At 71.4% G+C, this 23,290-nt stretch carries 13 protein-coding genes and 3 pseudogenes; 5 read left to right on the top strand and 11 right to left on the bottom strand.

What is annotated here, in order from left to right:
* Nucleotides 1–540: pseudogene (locus F0344_RS05670) on the bottom strand (IS5 family transposase); the annotation flags it as partial.
* Nucleotides 541–720: 180 nt separating this feature from the next.
* Here F0344_RS05670 and F0344_RS05675 point away from each other — a divergent pair.
* Nucleotides 721–1,513, top strand: a pseudogene (locus tag F0344_RS05675) (transposase); the annotation flags it as partial.
* Here the strand turns inward: F0344_RS05675 and F0344_RS36730 are convergent.
* The 3 genes and pseudogenes from F0344_RS36730 to F0344_RS05690 form a co-directional block, all read right to left on the bottom strand.
* Nucleotides 1,513–1,680: pseudogene (locus tag F0344_RS36730) on the bottom strand (group II intron maturase-specific domain-containing protein); the annotation flags it as partial. The pseudogenes F0344_RS05675 and F0344_RS36730 overlap by 1 nt on opposite strands.
* Nucleotides 1,677–9,050, bottom strand: a complete 7,374-nt coding sequence (locus F0344_RS05685) for a type I polyketide synthase (protein ID WP_185297730.1) — start codon at nt 9,048–9,050, stop codon at nt 1,677–1,679. The gene F0344_RS05685 and the pseudogene F0344_RS36730, both read right to left, overlap by 4 nt.
* A 709-nt stretch (nt 9,051–9,759) precedes the next feature.
* On the bottom strand, nt 9,760–10,050 hold the full coding sequence (locus F0344_RS05690; RefSeq protein ID WP_185297731.1) for an Atu4866 domain-containing protein: 291 nt from the start codon (nt 10,048–10,050) through the stop codon (nt 9,760–9,762).
* Between the two features lie 232 nt (nt 10,051–10,282).
* Here F0344_RS05690 and F0344_RS05695 point away from each other — a divergent pair, with 232 nt between their 5' ends.
* The gene (locus F0344_RS05695) at nt 10,283–11,038 is read left to right on the top strand and encodes an Atu4866 domain-containing protein (RefSeq protein WP_185297732.1); all 756 of its coding nucleotides are present in this window, start codon (nt 10,283–10,285) and stop codon (nt 11,036–11,038) included.
* A gap of 150 nt (nt 11,039–11,188) precedes the next feature.
* On the opposite strand, the gene F0344_RS05700 is transcribed toward F0344_RS05695, so the two are convergent.
* The 7 genes from F0344_RS05700 to F0344_RS05730 all read right to left on the bottom strand — a co-directional run bounded on the left by F0344_RS05700 (nt 11,189) and on the right by F0344_RS05730 (nt 19,801).
* Nucleotides 11,189–11,614 carry an OsmC family peroxiredoxin gene (locus F0344_RS05700; protein ID WP_185297733.1) on the bottom strand — a complete coding sequence of 142 codons (426 nt, stop codon included), beginning with the start codon at nt 11,612–11,614 and terminating at the stop codon, nt 11,189–11,191.
* A gap of 474 nt (nt 11,615–12,088) precedes the next feature.
* Nucleotides 12,089–12,760 carry a response regulator gene (locus F0344_RS05705; protein ID WP_185302528.1) on the bottom strand — a complete coding sequence of 224 codons (672 nt, stop codon included), beginning with the start codon at nt 12,758–12,760 and terminating at the stop codon, nt 12,089–12,091.
* Nucleotides 12,761–12,909: 149 nt separating this feature from the next.
* Complete coding sequence (locus F0344_RS05710) at nt 12,910–14,982, bottom strand: sensor histidine kinase (RefSeq protein WP_185297734.1); 2,073 nt, start codon at nt 14,980–14,982, stop codon at nt 12,910–12,912.
* 221 nt (nt 14,983–15,203) lie between these two features.
* Nucleotides 15,204–15,503: an Atu4866 domain-containing protein gene (locus tag F0344_RS05715; protein ID WP_258050241.1), complete on the bottom strand. Its 300-nt coding sequence runs from the start codon at nt 15,501–15,503 to the stop codon at nt 15,204–15,206.
* A 179-nt stretch (nt 15,504–15,682) separates the two neighbouring features.
* Nucleotides 15,683–16,540 (bottom strand): helix-turn-helix transcriptional regulator, encoded by an 858-nt coding sequence (locus F0344_RS05720; protein ID WP_185297735.1) that lies wholly within the window; start codon nt 16,538–16,540, stop codon nt 15,683–15,685.
* A 220-nt stretch (nt 16,541–16,760) separates the two neighbouring features.
* Entirely contained in the window at nt 16,761–18,293 is a 1,533-nt protein-coding gene (locus tag F0344_RS36465; RefSeq protein ID WP_185297736.1) for an HD domain-containing phosphohydrolase, read from the bottom strand.
* Between the two features lie 113 nt (nt 18,294–18,406).
* On the bottom strand, nt 18,407–19,801 hold the full coding sequence (locus F0344_RS05730; RefSeq protein ID WP_185297737.1) for an amidohydrolase family protein: 1,395 nt from the start codon (nt 19,799–19,801) through the stop codon (nt 18,407–18,409).
* A 701-nt stretch (nt 19,802–20,502) separates the two neighbouring features.
* Here F0344_RS05730 and F0344_RS05735 point away from each other — a divergent pair.
* The 3 genes from F0344_RS05735 (at nt 20,503) to F0344_RS05745 (ending at nt 23,274) form a co-directional block, all read left to right on the top strand.
* Complete coding sequence (locus F0344_RS05735) at nt 20,503–20,916, top strand: nuclear transport factor 2 family protein (protein WP_185297738.1); 414 nt, start codon at nt 20,503–20,505, stop codon at nt 20,914–20,916.
* 165 nt (nt 20,917–21,081) lie between these two features.
* Nucleotides 21,082–22,149: a methyltransferase gene (locus tag F0344_RS05740; RefSeq protein ID WP_185297739.1), complete on the top strand. Its 1,068-nt coding sequence runs from the start codon at nt 21,082–21,084 to the stop codon at nt 22,147–22,149.
* Nucleotides 22,150–22,956: 807 nt separating this feature from the next.
* Nucleotides 22,957–23,274: a hypothetical protein gene (locus F0344_RS05745; RefSeq protein ID WP_185297740.1), complete on the top strand. Its 318-nt coding sequence runs from the start codon at nt 22,957–22,959 to the stop codon at nt 23,272–23,274.
* The last annotated feature ends 16 nt before the right edge of the window (nt 23,275–23,290 follow it).

The following is a 23,290-nucleotide window of genomic DNA, read 5'->3' on the forward strand; positions in this document are numbered from 1 at the left end:
CCGCCGAGGTTTCGATTCCGCCGCGTGGGATTCGTGTCCCATGTGGAAATGGGACAGCATCGGCTTCAGTGCGAGACTGTCGTGGGTATTGGCCGCGGAGAGCCCGACGCGTAGGGGCAGTCCGTCCGCGTCGGACAGGATGTGCATCTTGGAACCGGGCTTACCGCGGTCCACGGGGCTCGGACCTGCAAGTTCGCCCCCTTTTTAGCCCGGACGTGCGCTGAGTCCAATACCGCCCGGGACAGATCGACCAGGCCCTGCTCGTCCAGAAGTTGAAGAACTCTCTGGTGCAGCCGGCCCCACACGCCGGCACGGGACCAGATGACGAACCGGCGGTGCACGGTCGACTTCGACGCCCCGAAGCACGGCGGTAAGGCCCGCCAGGCACAGCCGCTGACCAGCACATAGATGATCGCGGCGAACACCGCCTCATCATCGATGTTCGCCACCCTGCGGCCGCACCCGGGCGGCCGGCAGCAGCGGCTCGGCGATCTCCCACAAACCGACCGGAACAATCCAGTCCCATCGCCCACTCCTCATGGGAGTCGGCTACCCCAACTCACCATGTAGGACACAGCCTTAGCTTGTTCTTTTTCTACCGGTCTCGAACGGCGTCTCGAACTGGGTCGCTCACCAGGAGGTTCGCCGGACGTGGGGGCGGCCTTCGTCTGATCATGTGCTCCGACCAAGGTGCACGTGACCAAGACGAAGGCCGTGAGGATGAGTCTGCTGCCTGATGCTGTCCGAGGGGAAGCGTTCGCGGAAGCGTCACGCTTCCGGGGCGAGTTCTACGCGTGCCTGGCCGCACGGCGTGACGAGTTGTTCGAGCTGTCCGACGCGGTGTTGTGTGCTGACGGGGCGGTGAAGTCTCCGGTCGACTTGACGCTGTTGCCCGAGCATCGTCGTGGGCACGGAGCCATGTACGGGGCTTTGAACCATGGCCGGATCGACGTGGATCGGCTTCGGACGGTGCTGGCCGGGCTGTCGCTGCCTCGTTTCGATGGCGGGCGGTTGGTGATGGCGGTCGATGTGTCGCCGTGGCTTCGCTCGGACGCGCCGTGCTCGGCGGATCGGCTGTTCTGCCACGTCTACGGCCGCGCGAAAGCAGCCTCGCAGTTCATTCCGGGGTGGCCCTACTCCTTCGTCGCCGTGCTGGAGCCGGGTGCCACCTCCTGGACCGCGATCCTGGACGCCGTGCGGCTCGGCCCGGTCGACGACGCAACCGCTGTCACTGCCGTCCAGCTGCGAGGAGTCGTCGAGCGGCTCATCGCCGCGGGGCAGTGGCAGGCGGACCCACCGCTCGGCATGGCTCGATCACGAGGGCGAACTTCCCTTGGTGGAAGGCACGTTGATCCGGCTGAAGGTCGAGTATCTATCGAAGGAGCGGGATGCAGCACCTTGCTGCACGTTCCCGATGAGGAGGCGCTCACCTGGCGCTATCCCAAGCGAGATCCAACGCTTGTGGAATTTCTTGAAGGTCTTCAGCCGTCGGAACTTCTTTCGGACCCAGCGCATCAGGTAGTAGTTGATGCGCCTGAGGAGGGGATACAGCTCGGTTTGATAGAACGCACCGTAGTACTGCATCCAGCCACGGACGATCGGATTGATCCACCGTGCGAACTCGGTCAAGGTGTAGTCGATGTGCATATGGAGCCGCCACGAGCGGACTTCACCGCTCATCCGGGCAGGAGGCCGGCGAGATCCAGACTGCTCACCGCGGAATGCCGTTCGCTCTCCAGCCAGGTGCGGCGCAACCGTTCGGCCAGCGCCGTGACCGGCTCGTCGAGGGCTGTCTCGCACAGCAGTGGAAGGGTGTCGGCGAGGGGACCGACGAGCCGGTCCATGCCCTCGAAGCGTTCTTCACGCCGGGCACGGGCCACGTTGACCGCGATGTCCCGGCGCCCCGTCCACCGCCCCAGGCAGCGTACGTAGGCGGCGAGCAGCAGATGGAACAGGGACACCTCGTGTGCGGCGGCCAGCCGTTCCAGGCGGGCGGTGAGCGTCGCGTCGAGCGAGCCGTAGTGCTGCCGGAGAGGGCCCGAGGGGGGCGCGTCGGGATCACCGTCGTACGGCAGCCGCAGCGGTTCGCGCCTCCCTGCCAGGCGGTCCGCCCAGTAACGGCGGTCGGCGTCCGACGCGCCGGTGCCTGCGGACCGGGCGCTCGGCGCGGCGTATGCCGCGAAGCTCGGCGCGTCCGGCTCCGGGGCCGGACGCGCCCCCCGCCACAGCACGGCGTACAGCGACCACAGGTCCTCGGCCAGGATGTTCAGGCTGTAGCCGTCCACCGCCGCGTGATGCACCACCAGCAACAGGTGTGCGAAAGAGGGCTCCTGACGGAGCAGTACGGCCCGCACCGGCGGTTGCGCGGCGAGGTCGAAGGGCTGGTTGCACAGCACCGTCTCCAGTTCGGCCACCTGCTCCGCACCGCACTCGCGGACCTCGTACCAGGTCGACAGCGGCGCGGCGGGTGCCAGGCGCTGTACCGGCCCGATGCCGGAGTCGTCAACCCGCACGCGCAGCATGCCGTGCCGGTCCGCCAGTTCGGCCAGCGCCAGGCCCAGTACATGGGTGTCCAGGGGGCCGCGGACCGTCATCCGCAGGTGACCGCGGGCCGGTACGTCGGGGTGCAGCCGGCTGCTGGTGTGCAGAGCCAGTTGGACGGGGGTCAGGGGAAACGGGGCGGAGTGCGCCAAGGGCGCGGGAGAAGGCTCTCGCACCCCCTCCGTGTCCGCGACGGTCCTGGTGTACATGTCCAGATGGGCTGTCAGCTCGCGTACCGTCCGGTGTTCGAAGAACAGCGTGGCGGGCAGTTGCCGCCCCACTCTGCGTTCGAGCCGCTTGACGAGATCGACCGCGCCGAGCGAGTCCAGCCCCATCGAGAGGAACGGCGTGTCGTCGTCCACGGCGGTCTCCGGGACTCCCAGTGACCGCGACAGCAGCTCTCGCAGCACCGCGGTGGTGCCGGATCCGGAGGTCACCGCATCACGCGCGGCGGGCGGGTGTCCGGCCGTGGACCGTGGCGTGGGCAATGGCCCGTACGACTGCACAGGCCGGGTGGACGCGCGATCCGGCGGCACCGTCCGGTCGGCGAGCACCAGTTGAGCCAGGTCCGTGCCACAGGCGGACAGCAGGGCGGCCAGGGCCGGCGCGGTCGCCAGCGGGCGGCCTCCCCCATGAGTGAGGACATCACCGGCGAACGCCGTGGCGAGACCCGTCTGCGCGAACGGCCCGAAGTTCACCGACAGCCAGGGCCGCCCCGCCTGCCGCTCGGCGCCGGCGAACGCGTCCAGGAAGGAGTTCGCGGCCGCGTAGGAACCGAGCGCCCCGGCCAGTCCGGGCAGTACCGAGGAGACGGAGGAGAACGCCACGCACACCTCGGGGTGCCGGCCCCGCCGGCGCAGCGCCTCGGACAGCAGCACGGTACCGAGCGTCTTCGCTGCCATCGCCTCCACCGTCTCCGTCGCCCCGGTTGCGCGCAGACTGCCGGGCCGCACCACTCCGGCGGCGTGGAAGAGACCGTCCACCGGTGGCAGCGCCGCCACCAGCGCCTCGACGTCGTCGGGCACGGTGAGGTCGGCCCGGTGGTAGCGGGCGTCGGCGCCGAGACCGGTGAGTTCTTCCAGCAGACCGGCGGGCGGCTGCGGGGAACGCCCCGTGAGCCGGAGCACCGGCCGACCGCGGCCGGCGAGTTCCCGGGCGAGCGCGGAACCGAGGCCCCCGGCGCCGCCCGTGATCAGGAAGGTGCCGTCGGCGGGCAGCCGGTGCCGGCGGTCGGGCAGGTCCGCCGTCCGCACCGCGACGGTCCGCACCAGCCGCTGTCCGTCCCGCCAGGCGACGGCGCCGACCGCCTGCGGCGCCGTCACCTCGGCGAGGACGGCCGCAAGCCGCTGCCCGGTGTCGTCCAGTGAACAGAGGTCGACCCAGTTGGCCACCGCTCCAACATGCTCCGACGGCACGGCCAGCGCCAGACCGCCCAGTACCGCCTGTGCCGGGTCCGGTCGCTCGCGTCCGTGTCCGGTGACGTGTGCGTCCTCGGTCACGACCAGCAGCCGGTGGGCCTTCCTCGCGACGAACAGGGTGAGAGCCTCCCGGAACGCCCTGACCAGCTCACGCTGGATCCGGTCGAACTCCGCTGCCGTGCCGTGACCGGCCGGTCCGGCCAGGAGCAGCACCGTCTCGGGACGGGTGCCGGGAGGCACGTCCGTCTGTACGCCCTGTGCCGCGAGGCGTCGCGTGAGCTCGTGCACGGCCGTCGGGTCGGCGCCGGTCACCAGTACGGGTCCGCTGTGACGGTCCGTGGTCAGGGGATCGGTCCGCCAGGTGAGACGGCGCAGCAGTTCGTGCTGCCCGGCCCCGGGCCGGTAGCGGCGTCGCTGGCAGGGGTAAGGGGGCAGGGGAACCCGCCGGTGGCCCGCGTCGAGTTCCGTGCGGTTCAGCTCCGCACCGCGTGCCCACAAGCGCGCCACCGTCGTCAGCAGTTCCCGTGCCCCGCCCGCGACGCCGTCCGGGGACGCTCGCAGACGCTCCGGCTGACAGGGGGCGGACAGCACGAGCGCCTCTCGGTCGACACCGGCCGTGCCGGCACCGCGGTGCCTGGCCGCAGCCGCACGCACGAGACCGGTGAGGCTCTCCTGCGAGCCGATTTCCACGAACGTGTCGTAGCCCTCCTCCAGCAGCCGCGTCACGGCCTGCCCGAACAGCACGGGCCGCAGAGCGTGTGCACGCAGGTGGTCCGGGTCCATGGGCGGATGCCACTGGGCGGTGACCGTGCTCATCACCGGCCGGCCGGGAGCTGTGACCTCCACGGTGCGCGCCGCGTCGGCCAGGGCCTGGGCGATCGGTTCCATCAGGGGCGAGTGGAAGGCGCGCGACACCTCCAGCGTGCGGAGGGCAGCCCCCCGCGCGGAGAGTTCCTCCGCCGCCCGCGCGATCGCGCCGGGGCTACCGGAGAGCACCAGCCTGCCGGGACCGTTGTACGCGGCGACGGCGAGTTCCCCCGACGCCTCCGCGACCAGGGCGGCCACGCTCTCCTCGTCGGCTCCCCGCACGGCTGTCATCGCGCCCGGCGGAGTCGACGTCCCCATGAGCCGTCCGCGTTCCGCCGCGAATTCCAGCGCGTCGGCGAGCGACAGCATTCCGCCGGCGCAGGCCGCGGCGAGTTCGCCGACGCTGTGCCCGACCAGCGCGTCCGGCTGTACTCCCCAGGCCGACAACTGCCGGGCGAGCGCCACCCCGTGGGCCACGAGCAGCGGTTGCGCCACCTCGGTGGCGGCCTGGGCCGCCGCCTCCACGTCGGCGTCGACGCACCAGCCGGTCAGCTCCCGACCGTTCACCGCGCCGACCAGGGCGGACGCCTCTTCGAGTGTGTCGCGGTAGACCGGTGCCGTCGCGTGGAGCGCACGGCCCTGGCCGGGCCGGAGCGCGCCCTGGCCGGGAAACACGAAGACGGTCCGCGGACGGTTCGTGACCGTCCCCGTGACCGTTCCCGGGCGGGGATCACCGCTCGGAGCCATCGCCACGGCCAGGCGTTCCCGGAGATCGCCGTCGGCCACCACGGCGAGGCGGTGAGCACCCTCGTCGCGAGCGGTCGACGCGGCCAGGCACACATCGCCCTCGTCCAGCTCCGGGTGGACGGAGACGTGCTCCAGGAGACAGGACGCCCAGGCGTCCAGACCGGCCTTGCTGCCCGCCGACAGTGTCATCAGGTGAGGACCGCCGTCCCGGCGCGGACCGGGCTCCGCAGCCGGCGGCGCCTGCTCAAGCACCGCGTGCGCGTTCGTGCCGCCGAACCCGAAGGCGTTGACGCCGGCTCTGCGGGGGCCGGACGGGTCGGACGGGCTGGATGCGCCTGACGCGCCGGACGACGGCCAGGCGACCGGCTCGGTGACCAGCGCGAATCCGGACCGCTCGACCGCGGGCGACGGCGGCGTGTGATGGAGGGAGGCGGGCAGCCTGCCGTGTCCGAGCGCCACCTTCACCAGTGCGGGCAGGGCAGCCGCGTTCAGCAGATGTCCGATGTTCGTCTTCACCGAGCCGAGCAGCCGCGGCCGTCCGTCCGGAGCGGCCGGGAAGGCGTGCGCCAGGGACCGCAGCTCGATGGGATCGCCCACGGCCGTGCCCGTGCCGTGGGCCTCGACATAGGTGACGGACGCCGGGTCGACACCGCAGACCTCGTAAGCGCGGGTGATCACCTCCCGCTGCCGCAGGGGGTTGGGCGCCATCAGGCTCAGCGACGCGCCGTCGTTGTTGACCGCGGTGCTCCGCACGACGGCGAGGACCTCGTCGCCGTCCCGGTGGGCGTCCGGCAGGCGTCGCAGGACGAAGGCCGCGCCTCCCTCACCGGGTACGAACCCGTCGGCCGCCGCGCTGAAGGCGCGGCTGCGTCCGCCGGGCGACAGAGCCTGTGCGGCCTCCAGGGCCCGGTACCCGTCCGAGGTGAGGAGGAGGTTGACTCCGCCGACGACGGCGAGGTCGCACTCGCCGTCCGCGAGGCTGCGCCGCGCCAGGTGCAGGGCGACCAGACCCGACGAGCACGCGGTGTCCACGGCCAGCGCCGGGCCGTCCAGGTCCAGGCAGTGCGACACCCGGGCCGCCACCAGGTTGGGCAGATTGCCCGTCAGGGCCGTCGCGGACGGTGCCGGGGCGGAGCCGGCACCGTCCGCGAGGACCTGCCGGTAGCCACTGTCCGAGGCGGCGGCGAAGACACCGACCCGCAGGCCGACCCGTCGGGGTCCGGCGTAACCGGCTCGTTCCAGGGCCTCATGAGCCAGTTCGAGGAAGATCCGGGCCTGGGGGTCCAGCGTGCGTGCTTCCTCGTCGCCGATGCCGAAATGCCCGGCGTCGAAAGCGTAGGGGTCGTCGAGGAACGCCCCTCGGCGTCCGTCGGACACGGCGGGCGGCGGCCCGGCCGGCGCCTGCTCGGCGCGCGGGGCGCTCCAGCGGTCCGGTGGGACCTCGGTGACGGCGTCACGGCCGGCTGTCAGCAGTTCCCAGAACTCCTCCGGCGTGCTCGCACCGGGGAACCGGCAGGCCATCGCGACGACCGCTGTCGCGCTCGTGTCGCCCGCCGCGTGCGGTACCCCCCGTTCGGCCGCGGCCGGCCTCCCCGCCGCGTTCTTCCCCGTCGCTGCCAGCAGATGATCGGTGAGCGTGGCGACGGTGTCGTTGCGCATCACGGCGGGACCCAGGGTGATGCCCAGGTCCCGCTCCAGCTCGGCGAGCGTCTCCATCGCCTTCAGCGAGGTACCGCCCAGATCGGCGAACCGGTCCTGGTCTCCGAAGGACGCCTCGGACACTCCCAGCACGCGTGCCCAGGCGTCGCGCACCGTCTGCCGTACGTCACCGCGGTGGCGCGGTGCCGGGCGCGGGCCCTGCGGCCCGACCCGCGACCCGGCCGCGGCGTCGTCCGGGTGTCCGGACTGCGCGAGGGGCCGGTACGAACCCGCCTCGAAACGCGCCCGCATGCGATGCCTCCGCACCTTGCCGCTCGTGGTCCGCGGAAAGGCCGACGGTGGCAGCGCGAGAACGCGTACGTCGTCGTGGCGCAGCGCGGCACGGATCCGCCGTGCGACCTCGTCCAGGACCTCGGCGGCGCCGCGTGGCGGCCTGGCCCAGGGGACGAGGACGACGACCCGCTCGCCGCCGGTCGCCGGGTCGGTCGAGCCGATCACCACCGGGATTCCTGCCGGTAGTCCGGGGCTCGCGCTCGCGACCTCCTCCATGTCGGGGGCGTGGAAGGTCCGGCCGTTGAGAAAGAGGACGTCCTTGTGCCGCCCGCTGACACACAGCCTGCCGTCCCGCAGGAATCCCATGTCCCCGGTGCGCAGCCAGGTGCCGGTGAAGGATTCGGCCGTCGTCTCCGGCAACCGGTGGTAACCGCGGGCGACCTGCGGGCCGCTCACCTCGATGTGTCCCACCCGCCGGTCCCCCAGGAGCCGGCTGGCATTGTCGGTGATCCGGACCGAGCAGCCGGGCAGCGGTACGCCGACGTCCATCACCTCCAGGACGTCGCCGCCCGGTTCGCACTCCACGGCCCGGCCCCGGCTGAACGCCGCCCGCTCCAGGGCGACCGGAACGGCCACTTCGCCCAGCGGTGGGAAGGTGACCGCCAAGGTGGCCTCGGCCAGGCCGTACACGGGAGTCGCCGCCCGCGGGTCCAGCCCTGTCTGCCGCATCTTGGCGGCGAAGGCCCGCCACACCGTCGCGGAGATCGGTTCGGCGCCCACCAGGATCAGCCGTACGGAGCTCAGGTCGAGCCCGGAGAGCACCTCGTCGGGTATGCGCCGAACGGCCAGCGCGAGCGCGAAGTTGGCGGCCGACAGGACCGTGGCCCGGTGCCTGGCTGCCACGTCGACCCACAGGCGCGGACTCTTCGCGAACGAGAGCGGACCGATCTTCACCTGCTTCGCGTGCGCCGCCAACGGCGCCAGATGGGTACCGATGAGGCCCATGTCGTGGAAGTAGGGCATCCAGCTGACCAGGACGTCGCGTTCGGACAGGTCGGAGGCGACGATGATCTGACGCAGGTTGGCCACCACAGTGGCGTGGGTGAGCTCCACCCCCTTGGGGGCCCCGGTGCTGCCGGACGAGAACTGAAGAAATGCCAGGTCGCCGGGGACCGGCGTGGCGGGCCGACCAGGTGTGGGGCACTCCCGCAACGTCTCCAGCCGCAACACCTGGACCGGCTGTGGCAGTTCGCCGGCCACGTCCGCGCACGCCGCGTCCGCCACGATGGGCGGGCGGCCGAGGTGCTCCCACACCGGACCGACCCGCCGGGCGTCCGGTGCGAGCGGCACCGGGACCAGACCGGCCGCGAGGGCACCCCAGAACATAACCTGGAAGTCCTCGCTGCGTTCGGCGAGCAGGGGCACGCAGGTACCGGGCGCGACCCCCGCGTCGAGCAGGCCGCCCGCGACGCGCAGGGACTCGTCCAGGAGGTGCCGGAAGGTGACGGCCCTCTCACTGCCGTCGCCGCGGACGTGGACGACGACTTGTCCGGGAGCCTGACGGGCCGCGTCCAGCAGTACGTCCAGAAGCGTTTCGGGGTTCATGAGTCCGTTCGTTCGTGCGTGGGACGTTCGTGCCAGGGCGAGGGGGGAGGCGTCGCGGAGTTTCAAGTGTGCGGCAGACGACGGGCCCCCGAGGCCGCACCCCCTGTTCGTGGTGCCGGGGTGTGGGGGTTCGATCGATGAGCGGTCCGGTTGCAGACAGGGCCGTGATGAAGCCCCCACCACATGGACGGTGTGGCGCGCGGTCATACCGGTCGCCAGGCGCTGAGGAAGGGCCAGGTGCCGACGACGCGCGCCCTTGTCGAACGGCGGATGTCATGACCGTCCGTGGGCCTGCAGTGCCGGCGTCGGCGCACCCGGCCGCCCGGGCCGAGTCCGCGAGCATCTTGTCGGCTCCTTGGTGGTGTGCGGCGTCCTGGCCGGCGATGGCACTGCTCCATCACACGCCCTGCTCGACCCTCGCCTTTCGCCGTCGCTCACGTACACCTCTGATACGGCGTCCCTGGTGTACAGAGCGCCCGTGGAATCCGGGGGACCCGATCCGGCGGTGGCCGTGCGCGATGAGATGCGCGACGCCGTCGCGCGCTCGTGCGGGGCCGCGAGTGTTTCGTGGTCCGTACGGGAGGGCGGCTCACCCCGCCTGACCTGACGTACTGCTCGCCCTCTGTCCGCCGTCGGGCGTTGCACGACGGGCATCGCGCGTTCGCGGGTCTGGTGGTGACTGCTCAGGTCACCTGCGGTGGAACCCCGGTCATGGTCGGGCCCCCTTCCGGGCGCGCGGGTCGTCCTCGCGGTAGAGCACGAGATGCTCGTGGAACAGAACGCCGTCACGGACGTCGCCGGTGGCGGTGAAGCCGGTGTCGTCGACGTAGTCGAGGTGGCTGCCGGTGACGGTGTAACGGCCGGTGTAGGCGCTCCGGCGGCTGCCCCGGGCCTCGTCGTAACGGCCGTTCGGCAGCAGTTTTTGGCGGATGAAGCCGTCCGCGGTCACCCACATACCGACGTACGGGTGTGGATCGCGGGGCGTGTCGTTGCTGGTCATGACTCCACCCTCGGCCCTGCGGCGGGACACATCCAGGCCGCCGTTCACCTGGGTGAGGGGGGTCCTGGGTGCAGTGCACCTGGGGGAATGGCGGCCTGGTTCCGCCGGCGGACCGCGTCCAGGCTGTTGGTGCAGGAGCCGCCCGGCGCCCTCCGGCGCCCCGCCCGGCCCTGTGCGGCGCACTTCGCGCATCACCCGATCATCGCCCCGCACCCCTATCGAGGAGTAAGCAATGAGCACCACCGACACCGACACCGCGGGCTGGAACGCCAAGGCCCTCGACGAGATCCTCGCCGACGACACGGGACGTCCCGTGCTGTTCACCAACGCCCGCATCCTGACGATGGACCCGCTGATCGGGACCATGACCGGTGCCGACATCCTGTTCGTCGGCTCACTGATCGTGGCGGTCGGCCCGTCCCTGTTCACCGCGGCGGAGGACGACAACGCCATCGTCGTCGACGCCACCGGCATGACCGTCGTCCCCGCCGTCATCGACACCGTCGCCCTGGCCGGCGGCCGCGCCGAACGCGCGCAGCACATCGCGACACTGACCCCCGGCAACACCAGCGACCTGCTGGTCATACCCGAGGAACTCGCCACCGACGTACCCGGCGCGCTGGCCACCCTCATCTCCCACCCGCACCAGGTCCACGCACTGATCGCGGCCGGCCGGCCCGTACTGTGGGCCGGCAACGACGCCCCCGGCCGCGCCACCGCACCCGCCCTGGGCGTCCCCGCCTCCCCCGACCTCACCGGCAGCCCCCGCGTCGGCGTCTGGATCGACCAGGACGACTTCCTCCACCAGGAACTCACCGCCGACGGCCGCTACGACGAGACCCGCGGCGGCCGCCCCCACGCCTACCAGGGCCGGTACTGGATCGACGGCGACCGCATCGACTACCTCGACGACCTCGGCTTCTGGGCCGTGGGCTACTTCCACGGACACGAACTCCACCACGTCGGCTACATCATGCACCTCGCCTGAACCCCCACCCACCCCGAACGGCGCCGAACCCGGCCCGCGTGACCGCCTCGTGCACGGGCACAGGTGGTGCCGGCCCTGACGTCACTCAGGACAAGGGGTACCGCGCGCGCTCCCGCGGCGCGCGGTACCCCGAGAGACGTCGGGTCCGGTTCAGACGAGCTTGGCCGAGAGCGTGATCGTCGTGCCCGTCAGGGCTTTGCTGACCGGGCAGTTGGCCTTGGCGTCCTGCGCCGCGGCGACGAACGCGTCGTTGTCGATGCCGGAGACGGTGCCCTCGACGGTGAGGTGGATGCCGGTGACACCCTCGCCGGGCTGGAACGTCACATCGGCGGAGACGACGAGCCCGGTGGGCGGGGTGCCCGCTCCTTCGAGGCCGTGCGACAGGGCCATGGCGAAGCAACTGGAGTGGGCCGCGGCGATCAGTTCCTCCGGGCTGGTCTTGCCGTGCGCCTGCTCGGCGCGCGACGGCCAGGACACCGGCCGGTCACCGGTGCCGGAGGAGTCGAAGGTGACGATGCCGCCTCCGTTGAGGAGGTCACCTTCCCAGACGGTGTGTGCTGAGCGCGTGGTTGCCACGATGGGTCCTTTTCTCTCGCGGTGCGTAGAGGGGAGCAATGAGAGGCCCGGCGTTCCGGCCGCGGCCGGTGCGACGGGTCGTCGCAGCCGGTTCGCGTGCTGCCCGGCGGTCGGGCCCATGCTCCGCCTCCACAGATTCTGTGGGAGAACCGACCGGCGAACATCGGCTGATCGACCTATGTCGCTGGTCTACCCGCCTCGACGGGAAACGTCGTGAACGACGGGTGCGCACCGGGCTGGAGGTGATGGGAGACCACGCGCCCGCGTGTTCGCGGGTAGCACGTGACCACCCGAACCCGGGCGGATCGACGGCGGCGGTCCCACGATCCCGCGTCGGCCCCGCGGGTGTCGCCCCGTTTCCTGGCCGGCAGGTCGGTCGTGCCGGGCTCACGTCCCGCCCGGCGCCACCGCGCGGACGTGCGGGACGGACAGCGCCTACGGTCCCGCCGCCGCGCGGAGTGCGGCACGCCCTTCTCAGTCGGTCGGCATCCCCGACGGACGGATCAGTCCGCTCTCGTAGGCGAAGATGGTCGCCTGTACGCGGTCCCGCAGAGCCAGTTTGCTGAGCACCGCGCTCACATGCACTTTCACCGTGCCCACGGCCAGCTCCAGACGCGCTCCGATCTCCGCGTTGCTCAAGCCTGTGGCCACCAGCACCAGGATCTCGCGTTCGCGGAGGGTGAGGCGGTCCAGGACTTCGGCCACGTTCGCATGGACAGGGGCGCCGTGGGCGAAGGCCGCTATCAGACGTCGCGTGACCGCGGGCGCGAGGACACCGTCGCCGGAGGCGACGACCCGTATCGCGGACAGCAGGTCGTCCGGCTCGGAGTCCTTGAGCAGGAAGCCGGAGGCCCCGGCACGCAGCGCTTCATAGACATAGACGTCGAGATCGAACGTGGTGAGCACCAGGACTTTGGTGCGCCTGCTGTGACGTGTGATCAGCCGTGTGGCCGTCAGCCCGTCCATGCCGGGCATCCGGATGTCCATCAGCACCAGATCGGGAGCGAGGTCGGCCGCCATGGACACCGCCGCTTCCCCCTCCGCGGCCTCGCCGACCACGTCCATGTCGTCCTCGGCGCCCAGGATCGCCACGAAACCCGCGCGAACGACGGCCTGATCGTCCACGACCAGCAGCCGAATGCTGATGGCGCCTCTCCTTGCCTTGTCCGTGCGGGGCCCGCCGCCCGCGCACATCCTCCCACGGGGGTAGTGCGCAGGGCGTACCGAGTCGACGTGCCCTCGGCGGGCAGCCGGAACGTGGTCACCCGCGCAGTGGCGCATCGCGCCGGTTCCTCCTACGCGCGGGAAACACTCTGCCCGGCGGTGCCCCGAGGAGCGGTGGGCGCCTTGCCCGCGTCGAGGCTCCCAAGCAGTCGGCGCATGGTGGCCAGCGCCGCCCTCGACGCGGCGGCGACGTCGTCCAGGCTGCCCGCCTCTGCCGAGGAGATCACCCGGGTGGTCTGCTGGAACACCGTCTCCTGCAGGCCACCGGCGACCCGCTGCCGCTCGCTGTGGATCCGCTCCCTCGCTTGCCACAACAGTGCCGTGAGCAACGCGTCCTGACGGCTCAGCTCCCGCCTGCGGCGCCTGTGCATCAGCCACCCCGCTCCCCACACGGCCGTGAAGCCCAGACCGAGGGAGACGAACAGCAGGGCGAGGGTGAGGAACCCGTAGAAAAAGAGCGTGGGAAAAGATGCGATCGGCTCGCCGAGCAGCGTTCCGTCGGCGGCCAGGGTGGCTGTCATCGAGATCCCGAACACGAGGGTCGCCGTGGGGACCGACAGGTACGACAGTCGCGAGCCGGACGGGTATGTCGTAGGTGGCGTCGGGGGCCCGACATACCGGCCGGCGGGCGTGGTCGCGGGTGCCAGGACGCGGCCGTAGGCCGCCACGGCATAGACGGCGGCCAGTTCGACGGCCACGCCACCCACGAAGAAGGCCGCGCCGGACGGCGGCAGCAGATTGCCGCGGAGCAGCACCGGCCAAACCAGGGCGGTGGCGCCGACGGCCGCGAGGACCAGCCAGGGAGCACGCCGTCGCCACAACAGTGGCAGTGCGTGAACGGTCAGGACCAGCGCGAGCAGCAGGCACACCTGGACTCCGTGACCGGCGTTCCTCGCGTTCGTCAGGGCGACGCTCCACGACAACACGAGGGCCGAGCCGAAGACCGCCCCGTCCGCGATCCGCTGCTCGCGGAGGAAGTCGCGCCGCCGTCCCCCGACCGGCCGCCGTGCGGGCGGGGCGTCGGGGAGCAGGGCCTCCACGCGCCAGCCCCCGCCGGGGCGGGGCCCCGCGGACAACTGCCCCCCGAGGGCAGCGGCGCGCTGACGCATCCCCGCCACTCCGCGACCGGAGCCGAGGCCCAGTTCGTCGCCGCTGCTACCGCCGGGCGGCCTGCCGCTGTCGACGGTCAGCCGCAGGGCGTCCCCGGCCCGCTGCGCCCGGACGCCGACCGGCGCGCCCGGTGCGTAGCGCAGGGCGTTGGTCAGCGCCTCCCGGATGATGCCGTGGGCCGCCTCCGCCGCGGGGCCGGTGAGGTCGGCGGGCAGTGAGACGGAGATGGGACGGCCCAGCCTGCCGAAGCCGGCGATCAGGGCCTCGATGGGAACGGTCATCGACGCGGGAGCCGGTGTTTCACTCACGTGCATGACCGCCACGAGACGGCGCAGCGCCGACTGGGTCTCGCGGGCCGTGCGACTCGCGAACGCGAGTGCCTCGACGCCCAGTTCGGGTCTTTTTCCACCGAGCCTGCGGGCGGCCTCGACGGTCACCACGACCGAGGTGAGGTGATGCGCGCTGATGTCGTGCAACTCCTGCGCCAGCCGCTCCCGTTCCATATCGGCCGCCTGTGCACGTTCCTGCGCGGCGCCGGCCAGTCGTTCTTCCACCGTCTGCCGTTCCCGCAGCCGGTGCCGGCGGCCCGCGCCGAGAGCCGACACCATCAGGTAGAGGCCGACGGCGATGAGCCAGTCGGAGAAGGAGACGCCGTCGAAGCCGTGCCGCACGGCCGCCGGCAGGGGCTGGACGACTGCGGCGGTGGCGGTCGCGCCCAGAGCGACGGTCCAGTCGCTCACAGCGGTGGCGGAGAAGAGCGCCATCATGACCGCCAGCCCGGGTATCAGGCCAAGCATGTCGGGAGGTGTCAGGATCTGGCCCAGTACCGACACTGCGAGAATCGTGCCCAGGGCGGCGAGCGGCGTCCGGTCGCGTCGTGCGAGCGCCAGGACGGTCAGTACCGTGGCGGAGCAAGCGGTGATCCACGCGGTGGTGCTCGGCGGTTCCTCCAGCGTCGAGATCGTGAGGAACATCAGCGCCGTGTGCACGATCACGAACAGGGTCGGCAGAAGCCGGTGTCGGGTCATCCCCATCGACGCGAGTGTGGAGACGGCCGCGGGCATGCGGGCCGGCGGGCTCCCGCCCGCCGCTGGCTGTGAGCTGCCTGTCACGTTCCCGAACGGTCCGGACGGCGCCGCGGCCGCGTCCCCACGGGGTTCCGCCGAAGCGGCTACGGCAGCGGTGGGCCGCACCGGCTCGTCCGAACTCTCCGCTGTCGGGTATGGGCTCAGTCCCCGCCCCGAGGTGTTGTCCTTCAGCGTCGTCCCTCCCCGTTCCGCGCGTCACCGCCCTCGCGGTGGAAAATGTAGCCCCCATGGTGCAGTGCATCTCCGTCGAACGTCCCGTCCGCTGTGAACCCGGTGTCGTCCACGTACTCGATCCGGGTCCCGGAGACCTGGTAGGAACCCGTGTAAGCGCTCTCCCGGTCTCCACGGGCCTCGTCGTAGCGGCCGTTCGCGAGCAGTTCCTGGCGGATGTGCCCGTCGGCCGTCACCCACATTCCGACGTAGGGGTGCGGTGAGACGTCCGTCGCCGACGCCGGGCGCGTCCGCAATGCCGGGACGGGCGGTGGTGTCGCGGTGGACGGAGGCTGCGGGCGGCCGCGCTGTGCGGCCTCGTCGGAGACCAGGGGTCTCCCGCCGTCCGGTACGGCGGCGCAGGCGGTCAGACCTCCCGCGATGAGGACGGGGACACAGATGACACAGGCCAGGGCTCGGGAGCGGGTCCGCGCTCTCACTTGATCCGCTTCGGTGAGTCTTCCTGGTGCCCGGAGCGGGCGGTCGCCGCCAGCGAGCCGAGCAGGCGGAGCGCATCCGCGGTCCGGGTGCCCTCCTGCGCGTGGTAGACGACCAACTGCTGGCCAGGAGCGGATCGTACGTCGAAGGTCTGCATGCGCAGGGTGAGCTCACCGACGGCGGGGTGCAGCAGGACCTTCGCGGCATCACTCTTGCCCCGTGCGTCCCGCCTCTGCCAGAGGTCGGCGAACTCGCGGCTGCTCTCCGATGCCGTCCGCAGGACCTCATGGATCCTCGGGTCGTTCGGCCGGGCGCCCTCCAGGAAGCGGAATCCCGCGACCGCGTTGGCGGCGGCCTTGTCCCAGTCCGCGTGGAACGAGCGGACCGACGGGTCGAGGAACATGGACAGCAGCAGGTTCTCGCCGGGTTCGAGGTGGGGGAAGACGGCCCGTCCCAGCGTGTTCATGGCCAGGACGTCGTACGCCCGTCCCAGGAGCAGGGCCGGCGTGCGGTCCCACAGTTCGGCCATCGTCAGCAACTGGGGATCAGCTCGCTCGATGGTGCCCTCGTGGCGCGGGAGCGGGGTCATGCCCGCGATCCGGTACAGGTGCAGCCGGCCGTCGTTGTCCAGCAGCAGCGCGTCGCTCAGGGCGTCCAGGACCTGGGTGGACGGGCGTCGCTCACGGCCCTGCTCCAGCCGCAGGTAGTAGTCGACACTGATGCGGGCCAGCATCGCAACTTCTTCACGGCGCAGACCGGGGACGCGTCGACGCCCGTCCTCGGGCAGACCGACGTCTGACGGCGTCACCTGCGCGCGCCGACCTTGCAGGTAGTCACCCAGTTTCGAGGTCGTCATGTCAGCCAGGTTAGGCTCCTGAGCGGCCGCGAGCCTGGTCCCAGTGCCCCCAGGGTGGATCCGTCCCTCTGCCATGTCCCACCCTGTCCAGGTGTCCGAGCCCCTGTGGGACCGGCGCGAGCCGGCAGTCCACGGGACGCACGTCCTGGCGGACGCGGACCGACTCCGGCGGCCGGCGCTCCAGCCGCCGACGCGCGCGACCACGAGGGCCGGTCGGCGGTCAGGGCAGGAGCTGCTGCTCCATGGCGAAGACAGCCACCCCGGCCCGGGTCCGCCGTCCGGTCTTGTCGTAGATGTGCCCGAGGTGATGGCCCACGGTGCGGCTCGATATGGACAGCTCGGCGCCTATCTGCTGGTTGGTCAGTCCACGGGCGGCCAGCCGCAGCACCTCGACCTCCCGCGCCGTGAGCCCGGCCGGGCAGCGGAGCCGGGACTGCCGTGAACCCGCCGCCCGGAGCACGAGGTCGCAGGCGACAGGGTCCAGGGCGCCGGAGTCCGCCTCGCGCGTCAGATGTCCGACGGCTTCGTCGAGACTGAGGGCGTCCCGGTGCGCACGCGGTTCGGTCAGTGCGGCGAACACGTCGGCGGCGGCGAGGATGCGCGCCGAGGGAGAGGTACGGGTTCCGAACTCACCGCGGTGATAGCCGCTGCCGTCGAGGCGCTCGTGGTGCGCGGCGGCGATCGGTGCCAGCGCGGCGAGCCCGGGCACGCGCTCCAGCACACGCTGGGTCCAGTACGTGTGCATCCTCACCCGCTCCATGTCGGCGGTGCTCAAGGGCCCCGGCCGGTCCCACACGTCGGCGGAGATGCCGGCCCGCCCCAGGTCGTGGAGCAGGGCCGCGCAGCGCAGCCGGGTCACCTCGTCGGAGGCGAGACCGCCCAGACGGCCGGCGCCCTCCGCCAGCCGTGCGACGTGCTCGCTGTGTCCGACCAGCCATGTCCCCTTGAGGTCGACGAACCTGCCGAGAACCGCGCACAGGCCGGTGATCTCCCCGGCGGACACCATGACGTACGGGGGCGGTTCGACGGCCACCGCGGATGCGACGGCGTCGGGCTCACGGAGCGGGGCGAGCAGCTTCGCGGCGTCGGCTGCGAACGCCCGGGCCAGGTCGGGGTCCAGGTGGCCGCCGGCGCGCCTGACCACCGCCGAGACAGCGGCCGGTTCACCGCCCTTGGCATGGGCCAGGACGGCCTGCTCGGCCACGTGGACGACACGAGCGGCGAAGGACAGGTGTCCGCCTGCGATTCCGAGGGGGATGCCCTGTCCGTCCCAGCGCTCGTACACGTCGTTCAGCGCCGCGAGGGTCTGCGGCAGGACGCCGAGGCCCGAGCCGAGCGCCTGACTGGCCTCGCAGCCGTTGCGCATGGCCTCCACCCCGACCGTGGGCAGCACCTCGGTCAGTGTGTCCGTCAACCGCTGTGCGCTCTCGCGCGTCCAGCCACCGAGCCGGAGCAACTGATCGGCCAGGGGCACGTCCTCGCCCGGGTCGAGGTGCTTCAGCGCGCTCTGGAACGCCACCTCGTCGCCGAAGACCGTCGCGAGCTCGGGAGCGAAGGACGTGCAGCCGACCGAGCGCAGCAGTGCCGTCTCGTAGACCGCCCTGCAGGTCTCCCGGTCGCCCGCCAGGACGTCGCGGGCGAACACCGTGGCGACGACGCAGGTGCGCAGCCCCTTCTCGAAGGTCATGCCCGCGGCCAAGTCGCTTGTCAGGGAAAGCGCAGCCAGCACCTCGGCCAACCGAATGTCTTCCACCGCCCCAGCGTAACCGTCCCCCTCCCGTGTCCCGGACATGTTCACGCCCCGCTCCTCGCGCGCGGGGTGCGCGTCGGCGGCCGCGGCATGAGGAGCGGACTCTCTCGCGGCGCTCAGGCCGCAGGGGTGTTCAGGACGTACTCGCGAGAGGCGTGGACCTCGGCGCGCAGGGCGGGCAGGTCGACGTCGAGGACCTGGCCACTCCACTTGCGGGGTGCGCCGTTGATGAGGACGGCGCTGATATTGCGGGCGTCGGAGCCGAGCACGATGGTGCCCACCGCGTCGTTGAGCGGCATGTTGTTGAGGTCCTCAGCCTGGATGACCAGCAGGTCGGCCTTCTTGCCCGGGGCGAGCGAGCCGGTGACGCCTCCCAGGCCGTTGGTGCGGGCACCCTGGAGGGTGGCGAAGTCCAGGACGTCGTGAGTGGTGATCCGCTCCGGCTGCTGCTCGGTGCCGTGGACGGCGTTGACCGCGCGCATCCGCTGGATGGCGTGCAGGGCCCGCATCTGCGTGAACATGTCGCTGACCAGCGCCACCTCCACATCGATGCTCAACCCGGGCCGCACCCCGGCCGACAGGGCCTCGTCGATCGCGGGGATCGCAGTCTCCAGCCCGATCTGGGCATCCGAGGTCGGAGCCAGGGCGATCATCGTGCCGCTCTCCCCGATCGCCTTCCAGGCAGCATGGGTCAGGCCGGTGGCGTGGATGAGGGTGAGGTCCGGGCCGAGGAGGCCGTCCCTCGCCCACTTCAGGACGGCGGTGGAGGAGGAGGCGCCGAAGACGGCGTCGACGCTCACCCCGATGCCCAGATCCTTGGCGGTACGGGCGAGTTCGGGGCCGTAGGCGAGGGCGGGCCCGGCGATCTCGTCGGTGGCCAGAGCGGCCAGGCGCAGGGTCAGCAGCTGGTCGTCGCCGGCGAAGTACGTGTCCTTGAGGCGGGCCAGGTCACCCGGCCAATGCTTGTCCCAGTCCCCGAAGTGCGGGCCCATCGAGGCGTGCACCCCGCGGATGCCGGTGTCGATCAGCGCCTGGACGGCGGCGTCGGAGTGCTCGGGGGTGCGGGAGTTGTGGGAGAAGTCGAGCATGGTCGTGATGCCGCTGTCGATCGCCGTCAGCGCGGCCAACTTGGTCCCGACATACATGTCGTGCGGCCGGTAGACGGTGGCGTAGCCGGCGAGGGTCGACATCACGTAGGCGCCGAGGTCGTCGACGTCCGGCATGATCCGGCGCAGCTGCGTCTCCCAGGCGTGCCGGTGGGTATCGACGAAGCCCGGCGTGAGGATCGTGCCCGCAGCGTCGACGACCACCGCACCGTCCCGGTCCAGACCGGTACCGATCGCGGTGATCGTGTCACCCTCGACGAGCAGGTCGGCACCGTGCAGGACACCGAGGCCGGCATCCATGGTGACGATGGTCGCCCCGGCGAACAGGATGCGCCGCTGCGAGTCGGCGGACTGGCGCTGAAGCTGTTCGAGCACTGCAGGGCTGGTGGTGTCGGAGGAAGACAAAGGGTGTCCTGTTCATCAGGCCGGGGCGGGGGCCCATGCCGGGTGGGTGATGCCATCAGCCTCGGGCCATCCTGCAACGACAACCAGGCCGCCGTTTGCCCAGGTACGGCGCACCCAGGCTCACCACCGCCCTGCGCCGTCACGACCCGCAGGAGCCGGTCGCTGCCGTCGCGCGGCGTCCGCGTTCAGGCGGCTCTGCGGCACATCGAGTTGCCGGCGATGACCCTTGATACGTCGGGAATCCGGGGCCATGGCACCCGTGCCGCCGTCAGCTGGCGGCGGCACGGGCGCGCGCCCGGCCTTCGGGGGGAGTCCGGCCGACCGCACTGAGGCTTTCCGCGTACGAAGCGGAGCCTCCACCGCTGAGAACGACACCGGGCAGCAACCGGTCACACCTCACGAAAGTTCGCCGGGTGCAGCACCACGGTGAAGCCCGCACACCCCCGATGCCCTACGGCCCGCAAGTCGGCTGCCTGCTCCTCATGCGGGGCGCGTCGGCAGCCGCGACGTGAGGAACGGACGCCTTCCGAGGGCTGGACCAGCGACATAGGTCGATCAGCCGATGTCCGCGGGCCCGTTCACGAGGAAGGTCTACCGAGGCGGGCGCGTGCTCGGCCGCAGCGCCCGGAACCCGCGTTCTCGGGCCGCCGCGGGCTGCCGCGACGCGTCGGCCGCCCATCGACACAGCACGGAGGCACCACATGACCACGCACCAGCACGACGAACAGACCGCCACGGGGTGTGCGGTGGTGGAGGCGTTGTACAGCTCCCTCGCCGAGGGCGACGTCCCCGCGCTGCTCGCGGGACTCGACGAGCGAATCGAATGGGTCGTCCCGCCGGGTCTGCACTACGGGGGCACGTACAGGGGACGTGAGCAGGTACTTGAGAACGTCTTCTCCCGTTTCGTCACCGAGTGGCAGGACTTCACCGTCGCACCCGCGGAGATCATGCAAGCCGGGGACCGTGTCGTCGCGCTCGGCCACTACAGCGCCACGAACCTGGCCACCGGGAAGCCGATGCGGACGCGCTTCGTGCACATATGGCGACTGCGGGACGGCGTCCCCGTGCACTTCGAGACCGTCCTCGACACCCACACCATGGTCGCCGCGACGTGAACCGGCGCTGACCGGGCGCGACTGCGGCACCGAAGGCCCGGTGCCGCACATACAGCGCCGCATTCGCCGGTGGTCGACGCCGGGCACGAACCCGACCCCTCGCAGCGATCCGGCCGAGTGCCCTTGGCTCCGCACAGTTCCGAACCGAATCGAAAGACGCAGCTCATGACTTTGTTCGAACACGATTTCGTCGCGGCTGGTTCCGCCGAACCGCCCGGGGACGACACGGGGCGCATGCTCCAGATGATGACAGGGTATTGGGTCACCCAGGTGGTCCGGTCCGCGGCCGAGCTGCGCATAGCCGACCACCTGCACCCCGGTGGTGCCACGGCCGCCGACATCGCCGCGGCGGAGTCGCTGGACACGGATTCGACCTTCCGGTTCCTGCGGGCCTGCGCCTCGCTCGGACTCGCCACGTCGACGGACGGGGAGCGGTTCGTCAGTACGTCTCTGCTCGACACCCTGCGCACCGACGCCCCGGAATCCTTGCGGGACCTGGCACTGTGGGGTGGGGCCGAGTCGCACTGGCTGCCCTGGGGACGGCTGTCGGGTGCGATCCGCAGCGGCACCACCCAGGCGAAGGCCGCTCTCGGCGCCTCCTTCTTCGACTGGCTCGCCACCGTGCCCACGGAGGCCGAGGTGTTCACCAACGCCATGACCGCCATGACGCGCGGCCTGGCCCACCAGCTGGCGGACGTGATCCGGCTCAAGGGCACCGAGGTCGTCGTGGACGTCGGTGGTGCCGGCGGGAACCTCGTCCAGACGCTCATGCAGCGGCATCCCGGACTGACCGGGGCGGTCCTCGACCTCCCGCACGTGGGTGCCGAGGCGGACGCCTCCGCGTCGAGCCTGGGGGTCACGGACCGGTTCACCTTCGTCGGCGGTGACTTCTTCGAGAAGGTGCCGTCCGGGGACGTGCACCTGCTGAAGTTCGTCCTGCACGACTGGGACGACGACGCCTGCGTACGCATCCTGCGCAACTGCCGGGAGTCACTCGAACCGGGTGGACGCGTGCTGGTGATGGAACTCCTCGTGGACGAGGTGGGCACACCCGGCCTGCAGCCGCTGATGGACCTCAACATGATGGCGCTGTCGACCGGACGCGAGCGCAGCCTCCACGAGTTCGGGAACCTCTTCGAACGGGCCGGCCTGACGCTGACCAGAACGACGTCGTCGGCGTCCCTGGTCTCCGTCCTGGAACTCACGCCGTCCGACCCACGCCCGGGGCAGTGAGTTCCGCCCCCTGAGAAACCGGTGTCCGTGCACCGGCGGACGCGTCCGTGTGGGAGAACCGTGCACACGATGGCGGATCCGGTTCTCTCACGGCAGCGTCCGGGCCCGTGCCTCATCGGCTCGCCGCACCTTGCCCGGTGTCGGTTCACGGTCGCGGCCGCACACGCCACCGAAGCGGTCGGGGCGGGCGGGCACGACGGTGGCCGGACGGGAGAGTCCGCCCGCACATCGCCGGTTTCGTGACGAACGAGGCGCCCGTGGAACTCCGTTCAGCTCTGCTCGATCCGGCCTCGCCGGCCGGCCCAGCACGTCCCGGACCGGCCGGCGGGACGGAAGCGGCGGCGCCTCGAAAAAGTTCCCGGCGCCGGAAGCACCCATGGGGCACGTTCGAGTGACTGACACCGGTGCGGCCCCGGCGGCACGAGGCCGCGCGGTGAACCCGTCGGACAGCCGGTGTCCCCGACGAGGCCGGTCACTCGGCCCGCACAGGCCGAGAAGGTTACCGCGCGGAATCCCGCCGACCCTGTCTGTCGGACACCGCGCTCGCCGGTACTCGCCGTGCCCGTGGCCGGCCCCGGACACGCTCGGAACCGCGCTGCTCGCCCCCACGGCAACAAGGGGCAGGACCTCGTGTCCGGACGGGACGGACCAGTTCAGGTGGCCTCTGCGGGGACCAGGCCCCCACGGCACCGCAGGAGCGCCCTGGCCGGTTCCAGGCTCCCTGCCGATGCTCTATGCCCTACGGCCTAGGCCACCTTCCTTCCGGCGGCCGACGCCGTGTCGCCCGCTGCGCGAAAGGATCGTCACATGGATCGAATCGATGTCCTCACTGTCCTGGTGACCGCACTGGCCCTTGCCGCCATCGTGTGGTCCAAGCCGCTGAAGAAGCAGCCGTTCTGGCTCTTCCTCCTCCTGTGCCTCGTCTTCCACCCAGTGGCCACGGCGCTGCTCTCGGCGCTGGAACCGACCGCGGGTGCCGCCGGCCCCGTGACCGAGTGGACCTTCCTGTTCAGCGCGAACGTCCTGTTCGCCGCCCTCGTCGCGTCGGCCCACCGCGGAATCACGTCCTTTCGGAACGTACGCGCCGAGCGGCACTCCCCGTACCGCCAGGACATCGAGGTCTGAGCGTTCGACCTTTCCA

The sequence above is a fragment of the Streptomyces finlayi genome (assembly GCF_014216315.1).
GTDB classification, from domain to species: Bacteria; Actinomycetota; Actinomycetes; order Streptomycetales; family Streptomycetaceae; genus Streptomyces; species Streptomyces finlayi_A.

What these genes read in the sequence shown, in the direction of transcription:
- F0344_RS05720 (WP_185297735.1), bottom strand. Translation starts at nt 16,540, where the DNA reads ATGACGACCTCGAAACTGGGTGACTACCTGCAAGGTCGGCGCGCGCAG.
- F0344_RS05690 (WP_185297731.1), bottom strand. Translation starts at nt 10,050, where the DNA reads ATGACCAGCAACGACACGCCCCGCGATCCACACCCGTACGTCGGTATG.
- F0344_RS05740 (WP_185297739.1), top strand. Translation starts at nt 21,082, where the DNA reads ATGACTTTGTTCGAACACGATTTCGTCGCGGCTGGTTCCGCCGAACCG.
- F0344_RS05685 (WP_185297730.1), bottom strand. Translation starts at nt 9,050, where the DNA reads ATGAACCCCGAAACGCTTCTGGACGTACTGCTGGACGCGGCCCGTCAG.
- F0344_RS05735 (WP_185297738.1), top strand. Translation starts at nt 20,503, where the DNA reads ATGACCACGCACCAGCACGACGAACAGACCGCCACGGGGTGTGCGGTG.
- F0344_RS05745 (WP_185297740.1), top strand. Translation starts at nt 22,957, where the DNA reads ATGGATCGAATCGATGTCCTCACTGTCCTGGTGACCGCACTGGCCCTT.
- F0344_RS05710 (WP_185297734.1), bottom strand. Translation starts at nt 14,982, where the DNA reads ATGGGGATGACCCGACACCGGCTTCTGCCGACCCTGTTCGTGATCGTG.
- F0344_RS05695 (WP_185297732.1), top strand. Translation starts at nt 10,283, where the DNA reads ATGAGCACCACCGACACCGACACCGCGGGCTGGAACGCCAAGGCCCTC.